We start from the raw sequence: 17853 nt of genomic DNA, 5'->3' as shown, positions 1-17853 counted from the left end.
TGTTTTTTCATGTTTTTAAAAGTTTTAGTTAACAATTCAAATGTAGATTTCTGAAAAAACAAAATGCTGTATTTACAAGGCTTTGTGACCGTTTACCCTAAAAATAGTGACGAATAAAAAGTACGATGTGACGAAATGAAGAATTTTTGGGATGATTTTTTTTTCTCGATAATCGAGCTTTACGATGCTCCGACGCTCGCGTAGTTTTTTTAGTTTTCCTTTTGAATACTTCTCCTAAAAAGTAGTTGACTAAAAGATTAATTTTTGCAATTCATCCACATACGAATTGCTCACAGGGATTTTGTGTCCTTGCACGGTGACTTCTTTTGTGTTTTTTTCTTCCACTTTGTCAATCCGAACGATATACGAACGATGAATCCGAAGGTATTCTAGCGAATCGGGCATCAAATTGATAAACTCACCTATTTTCGTGCGAATGGTGTAGTTTTTTTGCTCCGTTACGACTTCTACATAGTTTCCTGCCGATTTTACATATAAAATTGTATCTGTTTTAATGCGAATTTCTTTTCCTGCTTCTTTGAATGAGAAGTAACGCTCTTTGCGCTTGATTTTCTTCATCAACAAACGCAGCAATTCACCAATAATATGTTGGTTGTAGGATAAAATTCGATATTTAAAAAATAGGTAAATCAAGGCAATCACTGTTAAAATAACCGAAATCACAAACCACGTTTGTTTCCAAAACGGTGCGTGAATGTGCACTGGAATTTCTATAAAATTGAAGGCTTCTTTGTCAGAAGTCGTTGCTGCTACTTTAAAGGTATAATTTCCGTATGGTAAAGCCGAATACGAGATTTTTCTATTTTTTGTGGTGTATAATTTCGTGTCCAATCCTTCCATTTGATAGGTATAGACGATATCTTTTGTGTTTTTAAAAGAAATTGCTTCCACCCAAAAATCAATTCTATTTTCTTTGTGTGACAATTTTGTGAGATTGCTAAACTCGTAGATAGAATCGTTTACATAACTCGCGTTGACTTGTAAGAAGTTCGGCGGTGCAATTTTAGACGTTTCAAAGAAACTTTTTGACACATAGGTAAGTCCTTTTATAGAGGCAATCCAAACGGTATCATTTGTAATTTCCACATCGTTGATGCCATCGTTTAATAAGCCTTTAGAGCTTTTGAGTCCTGAAATATGAAGGCTACCATCTGCTTTAAACGTTATTTTATCCACACCGTGATTGGTACACACCCAAAGTTCGTTGTTATTAACTATTTTCAATTCGTTGACGATATTGCTTGATAAACCTTGCGAAGCATCAATATTCTTGACGTTTCCTGTTGTTGGATGATAGATGATAATTCCTTTTCCCAACGTAGCAAAATACACTTCTTGACGAGCTTCGTTTATATCAATATCTTCTATTCTGTATGTAAAAATTGGATGATGTACGGACAATGCAGTTGTTTGTCCATTTTGCATGGTAAATGCTCCTAACGGCGTTCCTATATAATAAGTGTCGTCCAAAAAAGCGACATCATGTACGCGTTGCGGCATTATATTTTTTTTGATAGACATAGAATCTACTACTACAAACCCTGTTTGATTGGATGCTATGATTTTATGATGTGTTGGTTCAGACAACTTTATAAAATAACTTCTCGAAATGGAGTCTGGAAAGTATGTCTTTTGGTCGTGAATGTTTTTGGTATAAAAGTTATCATCCAACTTTACATACAACAATTCAGATACAGTATCATACATTACCAATGCTTCTGTTTCTATTTCTGAACTCGCTTCACGAAACAATTTTCGATGTTGGTCTAATTTCAAAACGTCTCCTGTGCGGTAGCCGATATATAACTCGTCTTTATTTGTTTTCGTTAGGCTCATTACTGGACTTTTCAATCCAGTTTCAAACAGTTTTATATGGGGTTCTTTCACATAAAAAACGCCTGAATACAAGGTAGAAAACCAATAACCACCTTCATGATCTATTAAAAAATCGGTAACAGATTCGTTGGGTAAAAAATGAGCCTTGCTATTTCCGTTGATATCCATGATAACGCCTCCGCCAAACTCAAATCCCACAAAAAACGTCGTCGGGCTCAATGCCTTTAGAACTATAGGAAGTGTTTCTGTTGCTATACGATTGATTTCCTTTCCATTTGCATCTAAAATTGCCAAATTATTACCATCATTGTACACGATGTAATTGGCATCATTTAAAACTATCACTTCTTTATCCTGCGCATGTTCAATCTTAGACCGTATCGTATTGTTATTGCTAACTATTGAATCATTATCAAACGAAAAAAAGAGTGTTTGGTCATCTATCTTTTCGAGTTTCATCCAAATAGTTGGCAATCCTGGCTCCCATTTTTTTGAGGGTTGTTTTAAAATTTCTCCTTCTTTTGAAATGATTAATTTTCCGTACATGTATTCGCAAGCAATGTGTACATTTTCTTCCGCATCTATATACACATTCATAATATGTTGCTTGAATTCTAGTTTTTCTCGAAGAATATCGTTGTATTTATAAGCAACAAAACCTCTGAATACTTCATCAAAATAAAATAACTGATTGTTGAATGTAGCTGCGTAAATAGTGCCGTTAGACTGCGGAAAAAGATCTAGTACAACCGCATTGGAAATGCTATTTTCAAAATCGAAACGCTTCATTTCGTAGCCATTTGTATACACCAAACCTCTGTCGGTGGCAAACCAAATAAAGCCACTTTTATCTTGATGCATTCCATGAACTTCCAAACTTGGCAAACCATCGTTGATTCCAAATTCTTCATAAATGTATTGCTGAGAAAATAAAAAGCTGCAAAAGCAAAGAAAGAAACACAAAGCTAGGTTGGTTTTCATAAATGGCAATCGGTTTTAGTTTTAGAAGAAAAGCGAATATATTAAAAACTTCTCAAGATGCTATATCCCAAAAAAGAAGAAACACTCCGCAAGTGCGAAGTGTTTCTCTAAAACTAACTAACCAACCAAAAATTGTAATCACGACTCTTTTACAGTGAGTAACCAGCTCGTTGCAATGTCATTGCCGTGTTACGCTTTACATAAACCAAGTATTGTGCCAAAATGATTTTTTAATTGTTTTTTATTTGTGTTTTAATTCGATAATTTTACTCGATAACCAAGATGAAATGTGCGAAGGTTTGCCTGTTGTAGTTACATGAATTCTTTTCAATACCTTTTGAAATACGCAAAGGGTAATTGATTTTTTAATAGTTGTGTTTTGAAAACAATACTAGAAACCGAACGCTTGCGATTGCGCGAGTTTTCATTAGAAGATGCCGAATTTATACTAGCATTAGTAAACACTCCCGCGTGGATTCAATATATTGGCGATCGGAACATAAAAACGCCTGGAGTTGCCGAAGAATACATTCAGGAAACCCTTCAAAAAAGCTATGCTAAAAATGGTTTTGGATTGTGGCTGATGGAACGAAAAGAAGACGAAGAATCGATAGGAATGTGCGGATTGGTCAAACGGCAAAGTTTGGAACATGTAGACATTGGCTTTGCCTTGCTGCCTGAATACGGACGACAAGGCTACACGCTCGAAGCAGCAAAAGCCACACTACAATACTCCAAAGAAAAACTAAAACTCAACACCATCGTTGCGATTACCGACCCAGAAAATATAGCTTCTATCGGATTGCTGCACAAATTGGGAATGCAGTTTGACAAAAAATTACAACTTTCCGAAGATAATACCGTACTTTTATTTTCTGAATAATTTCCATCATGAAAAAAGAATTATTACTGCTTGTCGGTATTCTACTTGCCGCGTTTCTATTAACCGCTACCCTTTTTGGTTTTGAAAACTTACTACCAAATGCCACGTTTAATATCAATATTTACGACACGTACTTTGTGTTTCCGTCACGATATGCACTTATTGGTTTTATGATTCTGCTTATCACTGCAGCATATTTTGTCAGAATATTGTTTGCCCGTTTTCAAATTCAGTTTGCCAATATAGCCTTTTTGGTTTTCAATATCATGTTACTAATTTGTTTTGTGCTGACTTTGGATTTGTTAGCCGAATTTGAAGAAGTTGTTCGAGAAAAAATGGCAAAAACGACCTCACAAAAAATGTCATCATCTTCCAACAAAGTGGTTGCAAACTTGATAGAATCTGTATATTTCATGATAGCGCTAGCAGTTTTTGTAAAGCTTTTGGTAATTTTTAAAATGAGAAATGCTCAAAATAGAAATCGCTAATTTGATGTAAACCTTTTACTATGAAAAAAGAACTCATTTTTATACTAATTATAATGCTATTATTCTTTGCCATTCATGGTTTTCAGATAAATACAACCTCCATTTTGCAAGAAGCTACTATTGACATCAATGTGCACGATACGTATTTCGTAATTCCGAAAGTGTATTATTGGACATACACGCTTCTTTTCCTGTTTTCAATATGTTACTTGATTCGCGTTCTTCTTTTAAAATTTGCGAACCGACTTGCCAATTATATATATGTAATCGTAAATGCCTTGTTGATTGTGTGGCTGATATTTGAAATACATACTTTGAATCTCTTGCTTAGCGATTTTCAAAAAAATTCCATTGAGGTAGACCAACTCTTTTATCACTTCTTTTACTTTATCACTACTGCTTTGATTTTCTCCGTAATTTTTGAGGTGTATGTTTTGTACAAAGTATGGAATCAAAAACAGGAAACTTCAAAAATTCACACAAAATAGTATCTTTACGCAAAAACTAATTCATGTCAGACATCGTCATCTATATTATACTTATTGTTGTTTTTTTAGCGGTTGGAATTTTCTTGGGAATGTACATCGGAAACCTGAAAACAAAAGCACAACAAGAAGGGTTGCAAGAACGCAATCGCCAATTGCAATCACAGTTTGACGATTTGAAACTACAAATACATGCTGAAAATGAGAAACAAAACGAGTCGTTTCAACAGCAATTGCAAGCCTACAAAGAAAGTTTAGACAAAACCGAACAAGAACGCGAAGATATTAGACGTGAAAAAGATAATTTAAACATTGAACTCGCGCGAAAAAACTCCGAATTTGAAAGTCTGCACGAAAAATTTAGAGAACGCGACGAAACCATTAAAGTTCAGCAAGAACAATTGCGCAAAGATTTTGAATTGCTCGCCAATAAAATTCTCGAAGAAAAATCGACTAAATTTACAGAACAGAATAAAGAAAATATTAAAAACATTTTAACGCCGCTTCAAGAGAAAATTCAGCATTTTGAAAAAAAGGTAGAAGATTCTCAGAAGGAAAATATCAGCATTCACTCCGCTTTGCGCGAAAAATTATCCGAACTCAGCAAAGCCAATCTGCAAATCAGTCAAGAAGCTGTCAACTTAACGAAAGCATTGAAAGGCGATAGCAAAATGCAAGGAAATTGGGGGGAATTGGTACTAGAACGCGTCTTAGAAAAAAGTGGTTTGGAAAAAGATCGCGAATATGTGGTACAGCAAAATTTTACGCTAGCAGACGGTTCACGCGTGTTACCAGATGTCATTATCAATTTGCCAAATAACAAAAAAATGGTGATTGATTCCAAAGTATCGCTCACCGCATACGAACGTTTCGTAAATAGCGAAGACGAAGAAAAAGAAAGCAACTTAAAAGAGCATTTGACTTCTATCAAACGCCATGTAGACCAATTATCTGACAAAAAATATGAAGATTTGTACGAAATTGAAAGTCCCGATTTCGTGTTGATGTTTATTCCGATTGAACCTGCCTTTGCCATTGCCGTCAACGAAGATTCGACGTTATATAGCAAAGCGTTTGAGAAAAATATCGTCATTGTAACGCCTACAACGCTTTTGGCAACCTTGCGCACTATTGATACGATGTGGAACAATGAAAAACAGCAACAAAATGCCATTGAAATTGCGCGACAAGCTGGTGCATTGTACGATAAGTTTGAAGGTTTTATGAGCGATTTAATCGGAATTGGGAAAAAGATTGACGCCACTAAATCCGACTATTCTGCCGCGATGAATAAACTTTTTGAAGGACGTGGAAACATCATTAAAAGCATTGAAAAAATTAAGAAAATGGGCGCGAAAGCCAAAAAATCGCTTCCAGAATCTATTTTAAAACGTGCAGAAACGGAGTTGGAAACAGATGACATGGAAGGAAACGAAGAACCAAAGAAGCTTTTTTAGGTGTTGGGTGTTGGGTGTTAGGTTTTAGGTGTTGGGTTTTAGGTGTTGGGTGTTGGGTTATAAGTCTTGACTCCTGACTCCTGACTCTTGACTCTTGATTCTTGGTTCTTGGCTCTTGATTCTTGATTCTTGGTTCTAAAAAAATAAGTATGTTGGAAAACACACAAATTAGCATATTGGGTTGTGGTTGGTTGGGTTTCCCGCTTGCCAAACATTTTATTGCAGAAAAAAGTACTGTAAAAGGTTCTACGACTTCTGCCGATAAAGTTGCTGATTTGAAAAACGCTGGAATTCAACCGTATGTGTTTACGCTTGGTGCGAACAACAATGCTGATGTGTATCGCAATTTTGTAGCCGAAAGCGATGTTCTTATTATCAACTTTCCACCAAAAAGAGTCGAACATATTGAAACGCTATACCCAGCGCAAATACAAGAAATTGCATCACATATTCGTTTCCGACAAAAGGTGATTTTTATAAGTTCTACCTCTGTGTATCAAAATACAAACGATTGGGTTACAGAAGATTTGGTGAATCAACCTGAGAAAGCATCAGGAAAAGCGATACTTGCTGCTGAAAATATACTTCGTGAAAAACTTCAAAACAGACTCACCATTTTACGCTTTGCGGGACTTTTTGGTTATGACAGAGCACCAGGACGTTTTTTAGCTAACAAAAAAGAACTTTCCAGTGCCAATGCGCCTATCAACATGATTCATCAAGATGATTGTATTCGCTTAATTTCTGCAGTGATACGAAAAAATGTGTGGGGAGAAATCATCAACGGTTGTGCTGACGTCCATCCAATTCGCAAAAGATTCTACATTCTTGCCGCAAAAAAATTAGGTCTTCAACCTCCAGAATTCAAAGAAGAAACGACTGTTTCATTTAAAAAAATATCAAATCTTAAAAGCAAAATGCTACTACAATCGACGTATAAATACCCGAATCCGTTGGTGTTTGTGTTATAGGTTTCTTTTTGTTGTTTGTTGTTTGTTGTTTGTTGTTTGTTGTTAACTGCTAGTTAGTTTATTGATTTCCTGTGAATTTATTTTCAAACGCCCTGTTTATAAGGACTTACACTTGTTTTCTTAAAATCCTATTTTTCTTGATTTTTATAAGAGTACCGCCAAAGAGTACCGTTTTACTATTTTTTTAATCTTCAAATATATCTAATTCTTTGATCGCTTTGTCTACGATTCGCTCATCAATATAGTGCTTTTTCAGTACTGTATCTGTTGCGTGCGAAGATAGACGTTTTGCATCTCCTTTCAAAGTGGATGACAGATAGGTCAAGTATGTTTTTCTTAAACATTTAAACTTCAATTCTCGTCCCGTATTAAGCTGATTGTAAAAATGTGAAAAGCCTAATGATATTGCTTCATTCATTGATTTCGTAGACGAAACTGTTCTTTTATCTGGATTTAATAGATATCTATCCTTTCCTTTGTTCATATCATATCCTAAGCGATATAGGATACTTTTTAGACTTTTCGTTACGGGAATAATCTTCGGTGGAACATCAACATCAAAACGAGTTCCTTTTTTCCTTTTTACTTTTTACTTTTAAATTAGGAACTTCTATGTAGACTGGTTCGCCATCCTTTTCGCGAATCATATTCCATTTGAGTCCTACTACTTCTTCACGTCTTCCGCCTGTATGTAATGCTAGTTCTAAAGCATCTTTTAAATACAGCTTGTATCTGTTTCGTTTGTATTTTCTTTGAATTTCTATTCCATTTTCGGGTTTTATGATTTTTAATAGGTTTTTAAATTCTTCTTTTGTGATTGTATCACGTTTGACCATGACAGGAATCTTTCTAACCTTTTCAAAAGGGTTTTTCATGTTTATGTTATACCGATCAATTGCCCAGCTTACAAACGTCTTTAAAACGCTCATTTTACCGTTGTAGGTGTTTCCTTTGTAATTCTTATCCACTAATAAGTAATCATGGAATAAACCAACGTGCATATCGCTAATACGATTGATTAGCAATAGCTTTTTATTGATGTGGTGCTTTGTGAGTGATTCATTAAATTTCCTTAAACAATTTATAATTTCATTTTTACGCTGATTGGACAGCGTGTTTTTTTGATGTTCGGGAACATCTATATTATCTAAAAAGTCAATATACTGTAATTGTACATCAAATAGATATTGTCGATTCCTGATTTCAATAGGTTGTCCCCAACCTTGTAATTCAGCTTTGAATTCTTTTTCAAAGTCAATTGCCTCAATTACAGCATCTGCATAATTGGTAGCATCATGTGTTTTACTTGCTTTGCGTCCTTCGCTTCCTGGAACGTGTAAGCGTGATTTGTACCGATGCTTTTCAAAATATTTACAGGTAGAATAATTTTTCCCTGATTCTCCACAAGTAGGTTCTTCTTTTACTTTTTTGGTATTTTTCAAGACTGTTTTTCTAGTCCATGAGAAATGTTTTTTACAGACATGACAGTAAATAAAGAGTCCTTTGTGTTTGTTATTAGGCATGTGCTTTCGTTTTGCCATTCAATCTCCTCCTTCTTTTTTTAATTTTAATTGCGTTATTAAATTCTTTTTGGGAATAGGAAGTAATTCACATATTATCTTTTCAAATGTGTAATTACCATGCTAATCACTTCTTGCTGATACTCTCTAAAGCATCACGGGAGTAAAGATTTGCATTAATTTTGAAAAATCATTTGTTAAATTTTGTGCCATACACACAAAAAGTAAGAAGAAATTGTAAGAATATTGATAATGAAAGATTTTTCCTTTATTTAAAGAGGTCTAATTATAGTAATTTTATCAAAATATTCATGAAAAAAAATTTATTTAACACGTATTTTACGATTTGAACTTTTACATATAAATATTCATTAAAACGCTTATATTTAATTAATTAACTACTTTCACTTATTTTTTTGTTTAGATTTTTTTAAAATTTTCAGTTTCGATTTTTCCATGATTACGTCGAGTGATACTCTTGAAGAAGTCTTTTATATGTAAATACAAATTAGTTCATGAAATTAGACCTTATTCAAGTCTTTGGATTACATAGACAATGAAAGATTAAACCACTTGTTCGTTACATCTAAAAAATGACAAATGAAATACCTAGAAACGATCTACTAATTTCCTTTGAATTTTGATATTGCGACGCATCAGTTATTTGAAACAAAAAAATTAATCATTATCTAATCTTAAGGCTTAGCGATTAGTTTGTAATATGTTCTTGAAAAATTGCTCATCATTAGCGGTGAGCAAAAAAATCGATGAAAAAACAACTTTCCACTTAGCAGTAAGTCTGTAATATGTTCTTGAAAAATTTACTCATCACATAGCGGTGAGTAAAAAAATGTATGAAAAAACAGCTTCCCGCTTAGTGGTGAGTTTGTAATATGTTTTTGAAAATTTACTCATCACTTAGCGATTAGTGGAAAAATCGAACTTATCGTTTAGCAATTAGTAGGCTATAACTTAAACTGTGTAAATTAAGTTTCATCTTCATTCAACTTGTTGAAAATTTGATCTTTTAATTTTTGAAATTGTGTTTTTTCTTCGTCTATCAATTTTTCAATTTCATCGAAAATATAGTTGAGTCTTTTTTCTCTACTTACACTTTTTTTTAGGATAATCATTCATATCAACTACGCCAGATGAAAAATCAATTTCTGCCATTGAATTTAGATGCCTTATTAATTCTTTTTCTTCACCAGATAAAAATTCTTCATGATTTTCAAGCCATTCATTATCTTTTAGTAATAATTCTTTATGTAAATTGGCTTCCATAGAATGGTAAAAAATCTTTTCTGAATTGTTTTTAACCTTTTCAACAAAATTTGACCAAGGACTATCACCTGAAATTGGAAACTAACTAATTCTTTGTATTTACTAGAGATTAACTATTTTCTGAATGTTCAAAATAAGTATCTAATTCAAAAGATTTTAACTTTTCAATCACTTTTATCAAAGGAAAATGTGAATCCAAAAAAATATGTTTTATTTTATTTTTAGTTTGTTAGCGGGTTTCTCCCTTCCAAAGCTATAATTGTATTTACCACAAGATATGGTGACATATTGTTTACAGGTACTGCATTTCCTGTATTTGTAATAGTGCCAGAAAATGAAATTGTTCCATTGACAAGTACATTATTAGCAGCCATAGTCTTATCGTTTGTCATAGAATTATAGAGCATGGGATCTGAACTACCACCAGTAGCAATACTAAAATTTTGTAATTGCGGATCATTAGATTCTCCGTCTTCTTCATTTGCTAATACGGTACCTGTTAAATTGTGTGTTATCTCTAAATTTCCAATATCATGAGTATGAGCTGGTAATTGATTTTCTGTAAGCGTATTTTCTTTTTTTCCTCCTGCTTGTCCAAGTGAATAACTAGAATCATTATGAATCATGGTTTTTCCTTGTAAGTTAGGCAGCGCAAATGTAGTCGTTCCATCACCTCCATAAATAGTTCCAATTAAATTAAATAAGGTAGTATGTTCTGAAATATTAAGTAATTGTCCATCGCATTTTGCCCAACCATTAGGAACAGAAGGAAAACTAACCGTTTTTATTTCTCCAATAAAAGGAGTATTCAAACTATCTATTAAATCTTCAAACTGTTGTTGTGTTGGTTTGTCGCCTGTTTCAAAATATGTTTTTAGTGTTTCTTTGCTTTGCGTTGCCATAATTTATTTTTTTAATTTTATCTAATAATATTTGTACTTTCAATAATCATATCCCCAATACCCTCGTTTTGAGCAACGGTATCTGTTCTAGGAATTGTCAATATTTTTTCTTCTGTACTCATCATTCCTGCTGAGTTTTCAGACATTACTTTAAAATGATGGTATTTTGAGTCTCCTTCTGCATTTTTAGTAGATAGCGTTCCACTTTGTAAAGAAGTATCTGTTAAGAGTAATTGTATAGAATCTGCATTAGAAATAAGCACGTGTATTCTGAACCAATTTCCTTGAGAATTCATTTTATACAAATAGTATTTACCATTGTGTACTTTTTTATCCCACTTCAGAATTATGTTATGCAGTAAAGAATTATCATCTGAATCGGTATCAAAGTTATATTCTAAACTTGGAGCATCTGGATTCGCATTTTCTACAATACTACTTATTAATAGTTTTGAGGGTTCTGAAGGGACATATTCGGTAACTTGAGGATGATTATCTTTTACAATATTACTTCCATCCACATATTGAATTTTTCTCAAAGCTGTTACTCTGTAATATAATGGATCTCCGTATGGTACATAAGTTAAATCCGTAAATTCATCTTTTAACTTCCATATATTATTCAAAAGTTGCTCATCAGCTTCTAAATCTATCGTTTTTACTAATTCCATAGTTCTAACCGATAGTGCCTTCTTAGGATTCAGAGTTCTGTATAGCTTAACTTGTTTTATGTTTTGAATTTTAGGATAGGCATTAATTTCAATCGAAATACCAGGTTCTATGTTTAAATTATTATTTTCTAGAATAGGCATTACTCTTTTTATATCTGGATTTTGTGGTGGTTTTGTATTTACCAATTTTACAGGACCTAATACAGGGCTATATTCCCCTAATTGCATTGTATTTCCTATTTCTCGTATTGCATAGAAATAAAGATTATTTGAGGTGCCGTCTAAGTTAAAATCTGTAAATAGAATACGCGTTTTGGCTTCTTCGATTTCACTAATAAATTGTGCTGACATTATTTTTGCCATTGGAGCCATGTCAAATTTAGGGTCTGATGGTGACAACAAATCACCATTATCATCACGAATTACTTGCTTTTTAGCTATGGGCGTATAACTTGATGGCTTTATGTATTGATACATTAAAGGAATTTCAGTAAGTGGCGTGAAGACATTAAATAGTACTGATTTTATATATTCTTTGAAGCTAACAGGTTCATCTATTCCTTCAGAGGGTAACGCTGGGATCACAATCTCCGTCAAGCTTAATGTACCTATTATTCCATTATCATTATCATCATTTGGATTTCCTAAATTAAGTAGCGGTTGGTTAACACCTTCATAATTATGATTTCTATATTCAAGAATATCATTTATAGATTTATATAGTTGATATTTATCTGGATTTGGAAAACGATATCCTGTTTCGTCCTCAGGATATAAAAAGAATGTGTTATCTGTTTGATATGTTTCTTCATATTCAAAATTAAATCCTACTAAATTTTGCCAACGTTTTACTAAGTGGAATTTTGGATCAAAATCTTCTTTTAATTTTTCTTTAATCTCTAAAACAGTTGCAGGACTATATAATGCATTTAAAATAGCATCATCATTACTTCTGTAAAATTGTAATCCGTGTGGTATATGCTTAAAACTAGGCGTTAATGAAAATGTCGATTTTCCAAAAGTATCGGGTCTTGTTGCATAAATAAAATCTTCTCCATTTGATAATAAAGGAGTTTCAGGACTTATAACTTCTTGTGCAAAGAATAAAGCTGGTTGACTTATTTTGGATTTGTACCAATCAGCACTGTTTGTAGCTTCTTCAGGATGATTTGGATCTACGGTTTGTAATCCTAAGATAGAATATCGTATTTCTTCTCCTGTATCGGGTAAAATAGCATCTTCTGTGAGATAATGCGCTGCATCATAATATAAATACATTTTATAATTAGGATAAAAGTTAACCTCTTGCTCACCAGTTAGTATTGGATCAAATCCGTCAACTTGATTGACATCCTCAACATTTACTGGATATTGCGGATCTATGGCATAAATTATTAAATCATCTTCGGTACTTCCTATATTTTCAATACTTACAACTTCTAAAATTTTACGTTTTTTAGTTGGATTGTTTTGTGTATGTATTCTAACAATTCCCTGATACCAATCAACATGATGCGAATCGAATTGCGGATGATGATTTAACTTATATCCTGGAAATGAAATTTTATACATTCCTACATGTGTGGGTTCTGCTATTATAATTTTATTACCGTCATTATCTAAAACATCATTACCATCATCATCCGTTTGGTAAATATTTTCCTTTGGTCTGAGCGCTTCTTCTATGATAGCGGTTTCCCATATTCCTCTAGATTTTTCTAGTATTTTTTCTGGAACACCACTAATACTTTCTTCTTCCAGTATTTCTCTATGGATATCATCTACTGAATCATACCCTACTTCAATTTGAAAACCTAATTTATTTACTGCTACTGATGTTCCTATTTGCCAATTACTTTCTGTAAGCATATTTTCAACAGTATTAAACATGGTCATACCATTTGGTTTTGGTAATTCTAAAGGTATTGTTGGATCGGGTTCTGTTCCAGTAAGCATTGCTTGTGAAATTAATTCTTTATAAACCGTGAATATTGGCCCTTCTCCAGTAACAGTTGATGCTGCTATTTCATGAATTATGTATTTTACATTGTTAAACATAAAAACACTCCCTACAAAATGTGATAATTGATTCACTGGAATATTTGGCACAATTTCTTCTCCTGTACTTGCCAATTGGTAGGCTTCTGTTCGTATAGTCGCCAATGTATTATTAGGATGTGCAGCTATACTTTTTATTTTTCCAGCTACAGTTTGAGGAGATCTATTTCTGAAGAAAATATTTATTTTATCTGCAAAAACCTCTTTACTATCTTTAAAAATAGCATTTTTATCTAAAGGATCTTCGTAAGTTCCCATTGATTCCTCATTAATCTGATATGTAATTCTGTCTTGATTAATATGGTGATCAAATGTGAGTCGTACCAACGTTTTATCATCATTTGATATGGATCTTAGTAAATCTTGCTCATGGGATGAAGAAAACATCAGCGGACTTTCTTCTACAATTAAACAGGCTTTTATGTTTGATGGCGGCAATAATCTATTTTTAGTTTTAAAACGAGTTTCAACATCCCAAAAAACGGTACTCCTTTGAGAACGACTAAACCAATTTATTCCATAAGAGCTGTATCTATGCCAGCCTTCTTCTCGTTCACGATGTAAAAATAGTGTTTCATTAGGCTCTGGAATTAAGATAGGAATAGTCTCATTATGTATGGATGTCTCATCCGTACTGAGTGTGAAATTCTTGTAATTAGAAGTGTTAGATAATTCCGGCTTTCGCCAAGATGAAGCATCTGGATTTAAAGGATCAAACAGTTTATACTCTAATCCGACATATACAGGAATGGTAGTTTCTGAAGTACTAAACTGGTCTGTATTTTCAAAGAAATTTATGTTAGTATCATTTTCAGGCAATTCTTTAGTTACTAAACTGATAAAGCGTTGTTTCCCATTTAATAAATACCCTTCTGCATCTATGGACTTGTTTATGTTTTCATTATCTAAATTGTTAGTTCCAAAAATTGGTTCTAATAAATCGACAGGCATAGGTAATCGCTCGTTTTCCATTGCTGTTGGTAATGACAGGTATAGATGTTGAATTTCTTCCGCATTTTCGCCTTGCTGCCCATTCTTTATATTGGCTACTGTAGTATATTCTGCTAGATAGATATATTTTTTATCTATCTGGCTTGTATTTATATCATTATCTATATGCCCAAGACCTAATATTCTTGCTACGTGGTAATCCATTGACGCTAGTTGAATCATAGTTAAGTTTGAGATATCTTGTACATCTTCTTCTTGTGAAACTACATCTTCTGGTAGTGGAGCACTGAATGGTATACTTTCTATCGCCATTGGATTGTTTATTTCTTCATCTGAAAGTTCTATGTATCGTTTTACAATGGTTTTTAAACGCCTATCATAGTATTCGTGGTATGCTGGATCTGTTTCGTATGCTTGTGTTTCTTGTCCATTCCAGCGATCAATGTAATTTTCTTTATTTACAGTTTCACCATCATTAAAACGAGGCCATACTCCATGAATTCTAGTAGAACCATTAGCTGATTCTAGTCTATTTTCAGCTTCTGTGTCATTTAGTGTCAGTGCAAAATCTCCAATTAATTTCCAATAGTTTCGTTCATGATTGTAAGCGAATGCATCTGCATATAATTCAAATTGGATTTGTGTTATATGATTTGCTTTGTATCGGACTGCTCGTATATTTTCTTCTTCAAATCGCCCTTGTCCTGTGAATTCTTTTCTTGCAGTTACGTACTTCGTAGCTGTCAAACTGTTTTGCTCCACAGATAATGTTTCTGCTTTAATTGGTATTGAGTCTGTATTTGCTCTTAAATGTACCGCAAAAGATAGTGCTGTTTTATGTTCAACTTCAATGAGTTCATTACCATAAGCCTGAATAAAGCCATAGCTATTTACCAAAGGGTTTATTGTCGCTTTAACTGAATTGTATTTTATTGTATTTTTAAAATATGTGTAAAATGTCACTTCATTAATGCGATATGTCCACAGATAGCGATTGTGATCTACAATATTTGGTGAACTGTTTTCAAAATTTAACGTAAGATATTGAGGAACATACGGAGCCCTGTATATACGCACAAAATCATCTGGTTTGTTAAAATGATGATTTTGTGTTGCATTATTTCCTTTAGGAAGGTGTGCATCTCCTAAATATCCTTTTAATAACCATCTTAAATGAATGCCTTTTACACTTCCATCGTTTCCTGTAGAACCAGCTGATTGTAGATATAAGTTTTTAGATTGTAAATGATAATTTTCAGAAATTACTAATACTTCTTCAATCTCAACACTAAATGCGACTTGAAAAGATTGTGGATTTAAGATTCCTGCAATTGCTATTTCTTGCGTAAAAGAACCTTCTCTAACAGGAAAACCGTTTATATGTATAGAAACATTAGCCTCTGTCCCATTTGGAGGTACTATAACCTGATAAGCAGTTGTAAACAAAATTCCATTTATAGAAGCAATTTGTGTACCTGCCATTATGGTATGGGTACTACTTTTATAATTTCTTACCTTAATGAAACCAACATAAACATTTACTACGAAATTATATAGATTTAAAACATTTACGCTGATATTATTTTCAATAATTTCTATATTACCACAGCCTACCTCTGAAGTAATTAATGTTTGTGACAAACCTGATAATGCATTTCCTAAATCTGTAAATTTTTGTTCTCCTGAATAACCAATGTAATCTGTAGTAAGTAAATCATTACTATTTACGCTCAAAATTGGTAGTCTTTCTAAAAAAGACTCTAAACAATCTTTAAGTAAATTTACATACTCTCCATTACTGTTTCTATAACCTCCTGATAGGATTCCATAGGTGAAAATATGAGACTGATTGTTAACATTTAGTATTCTATCCAATAATATTTGTACATTATTTACCTGTAAACCATCCGTAATAATAACTACAATGTCTGGGGTTATTTCTAAACTTTGTACGACCTCTAAACCTGATGCCCAATAATCTGCCTGAGCGCCAATACCTCTATTTCTATATGCAGTAATCCAACTATCAAAAGTAGCTTTAGTCGTTGGTGTAACTTGTTGATATTTTATATGATCTTCTCTATTATTAACATCACTTGGAGACATTCCTATGAGTGAAATATAAAAAGGTCCATTTAATTGAGTATCAATAAAATTTTGTAAGCCTGATCGTATTTGCGCAGCTTCTGTTTGATCTATTGAACCAGATTCGTCAATTACAAACGCAATATGAGCCTCGCAAGCAGCACTTACGGCTGTAAGATTTATGCTAGCAGAAGTACTGGCTTGTTGTCCATTGACAGTAAAAGATACCAATGCCACACCTCCAGAAGTAGCGCTTAGTGAAGCTGTATATGTACCATCTCCATTTTCGGTAGTTGTTGTTAGTGTACCCAAATTGGTTGAGATTACAACTGTTTCACCTCCAGTAGTAATATTAGTATTCGTAGTATTTTTAAGTTGCACTGTAATAAGTGAGGTATTGGTACCATTAGCAATAATGCTTGTCGGGTTCGCTTTTATGGTACTAGTATATAGATTTATTGTAGCTTCTTCACATTCTATATCTTTGCCTTCATCTGTAATAGTCCAACCAAAATTATTTATTATTTTAGTTCTTGCGACTTCCCCCAAGCAGAAATTTGCTGTAACTCCTAATACTACATTTCTTTGTAATGTTAATTTACTCCAAGCGATTAAAAGAGCATCATAATTTGCTGTAGAAAAACCATTATACCCATAATAACCTGCATGATAAAACATTTCATACATATCGGTTACGTTGCTAACATCCCAGTTACTGATGTCTTGGTTAAAGAGATATGGATTGTAGGGATCATTTAAATCAGTAGCCTTAACAATAGTAACGCTATCCGCCTTTCTATAACCTAATGATGGTGCTTCTTGAAAAAAGAGTCTTAGCATATTAGTTACATTGCTAACATCCCAGTTTTCTATGTTTGTATATATTTCTATTCTTGCTTTATAAAACATATAGCTCATATCTGTTACATCTGATAAGTCAGGTGTATCTTGAGCATTTAATTGAAAATGACCATTGGCAAAAGAATTTGCCATAGATTTCCATTTAATAGTTCCCCATTGTTCTACTGATACGAGTTGACCAATAGCATTATCTAAAACAAAATGAGGAAAATCTCCTGTAATTGTTATCGTATATATTCCAGCAGTACTGTAAAAATGTGTCGCATTCCCTGTAAAACCCGTTTCTATAGAACCATCTCCCCAATCTACTGAATAGTTATAACCGCCTCCTGTTGCAGGAATGGTAATTGACTCATTGTTGGTGTTAGTTTGCCATTTGGTTATAAAACTCATCCTTTT

At 33.2% G+C, this 17853-nt stretch carries 11 protein-coding genes; 5 read left to right on the top strand and 6 right to left on the bottom strand.

Annotation, left to right across the window (positions count from 1 at the left end; genetic code table 11):
* Positions 1–249: 249 nt before the first annotated feature.
* A complete protein-coding gene (locus tag C8N46_RS09095) occupies positions 250–2838 on the bottom strand; it encodes a ligand-binding sensor domain-containing protein (protein ID WP_108114562.1) in 2589 nt (862 codons plus the stop codon).
* A 379-nt stretch (positions 2839–3217) separates the two neighbouring features.
* Between C8N46_RS09095 and C8N46_RS09090 the strand changes: the two genes are divergently transcribed.
* From C8N46_RS09090 to C8N46_RS09065, 5 genes are all read left to right on the top strand, one after another.
* On the top strand, positions 3218–3721 hold the full coding sequence (locus C8N46_RS09090) for a GNAT family N-acetyltransferase (RefSeq protein ID WP_108114561.1): 504 nt from the start codon (positions 3218–3220) through the stop codon (positions 3719–3721).
* A gap of 8 nt (positions 3722–3729) precedes the next feature.
* Positions 3730–4209, top strand: coding sequence for a hypothetical protein (locus C8N46_RS09085; RefSeq protein ID WP_108114560.1), 480 nt, complete (start codon positions 3730–3732; stop codon positions 4207–4209).
* A gap of 20 nt (positions 4210–4229) precedes the next feature.
* Positions 4230–4697, top strand: coding sequence for a hypothetical protein (locus tag C8N46_RS09080; RefSeq protein WP_108114559.1), 468 nt, complete (start codon positions 4230–4232; stop codon positions 4695–4697).
* Positions 4698–4720: 23 nt separating this feature from the next.
* Positions 4721–6151 carry a DNA recombination protein RmuC gene (gene rmuC / locus C8N46_RS09075; RefSeq protein ID WP_108114558.1) on the top strand — a complete coding sequence of 477 codons (1431 nt, stop codon included), beginning with the start codon at positions 4721–4723 and terminating at the stop codon, positions 6149–6151.
* A 149-nt stretch (positions 6152–6300) separates the two neighbouring features.
* Positions 6301–7122 (top strand): SDR family oxidoreductase, encoded by an 822-nt coding sequence (locus C8N46_RS09065; RefSeq protein ID WP_245896774.1) that lies wholly within the window; start codon positions 6301–6303, stop codon positions 7120–7122.
* Positions 7123–7306: 184 nt separating this feature from the next.
* Here C8N46_RS09065 and C8N46_RS20875 read toward each other — a convergent pair whose 3' ends face one another.
* From C8N46_RS20875 to C8N46_RS09045, 5 genes are all read right to left on the bottom strand, one after another.
* A complete protein-coding gene (locus C8N46_RS20875; protein WP_245896772.1) occupies positions 7307–7606 on the bottom strand; it encodes a hypothetical protein in 300 nt (99 codons plus the stop codon).
* Positions 7607–7679: 73 nt separating this feature from the next.
* Positions 7680–8645, bottom strand: coding sequence for a hypothetical protein (locus tag C8N46_RS09060; RefSeq protein ID WP_245896770.1), 966 nt, complete (start codon positions 8643–8645; stop codon positions 7680–7682).
* 1101 nt (positions 8646–9746) lie between these two features.
* Positions 9747–9926: a hypothetical protein gene (locus C8N46_RS09055; RefSeq protein WP_108114555.1), complete on the bottom strand. Its 180-nt coding sequence runs from the start codon at positions 9924–9926 to the stop codon at positions 9747–9749.
* Between the two features lie 221 nt (positions 9927–10147).
* Complete coding sequence (locus C8N46_RS09050) at positions 10148–10828, bottom strand: phage tail protein (protein WP_108114554.1); 681 nt, start codon at positions 10826–10828, stop codon at positions 10148–10150.
* Positions 10829–10845: 17 nt separating this feature from the next.
* Positions 10846–17847 (bottom strand): invasin domain 3-containing protein, encoded by a 7002-nt coding sequence (locus C8N46_RS09045; RefSeq protein WP_146169779.1) that lies wholly within the window; start codon positions 17845–17847, stop codon positions 10846–10848.
* Positions 17848–17853 lie beyond the last annotated feature (6 nt).

Source organism: Kordia periserrulae (assembly GCF_003054265.1).
Taxonomy (GTDB): domain Bacteria; phylum Bacteroidota; class Bacteroidia; order Flavobacteriales; family Flavobacteriaceae; genus Kordia; species Kordia periserrulae.
This window is presented reverse-complemented; position numbering and strand designations above follow the sequence as displayed.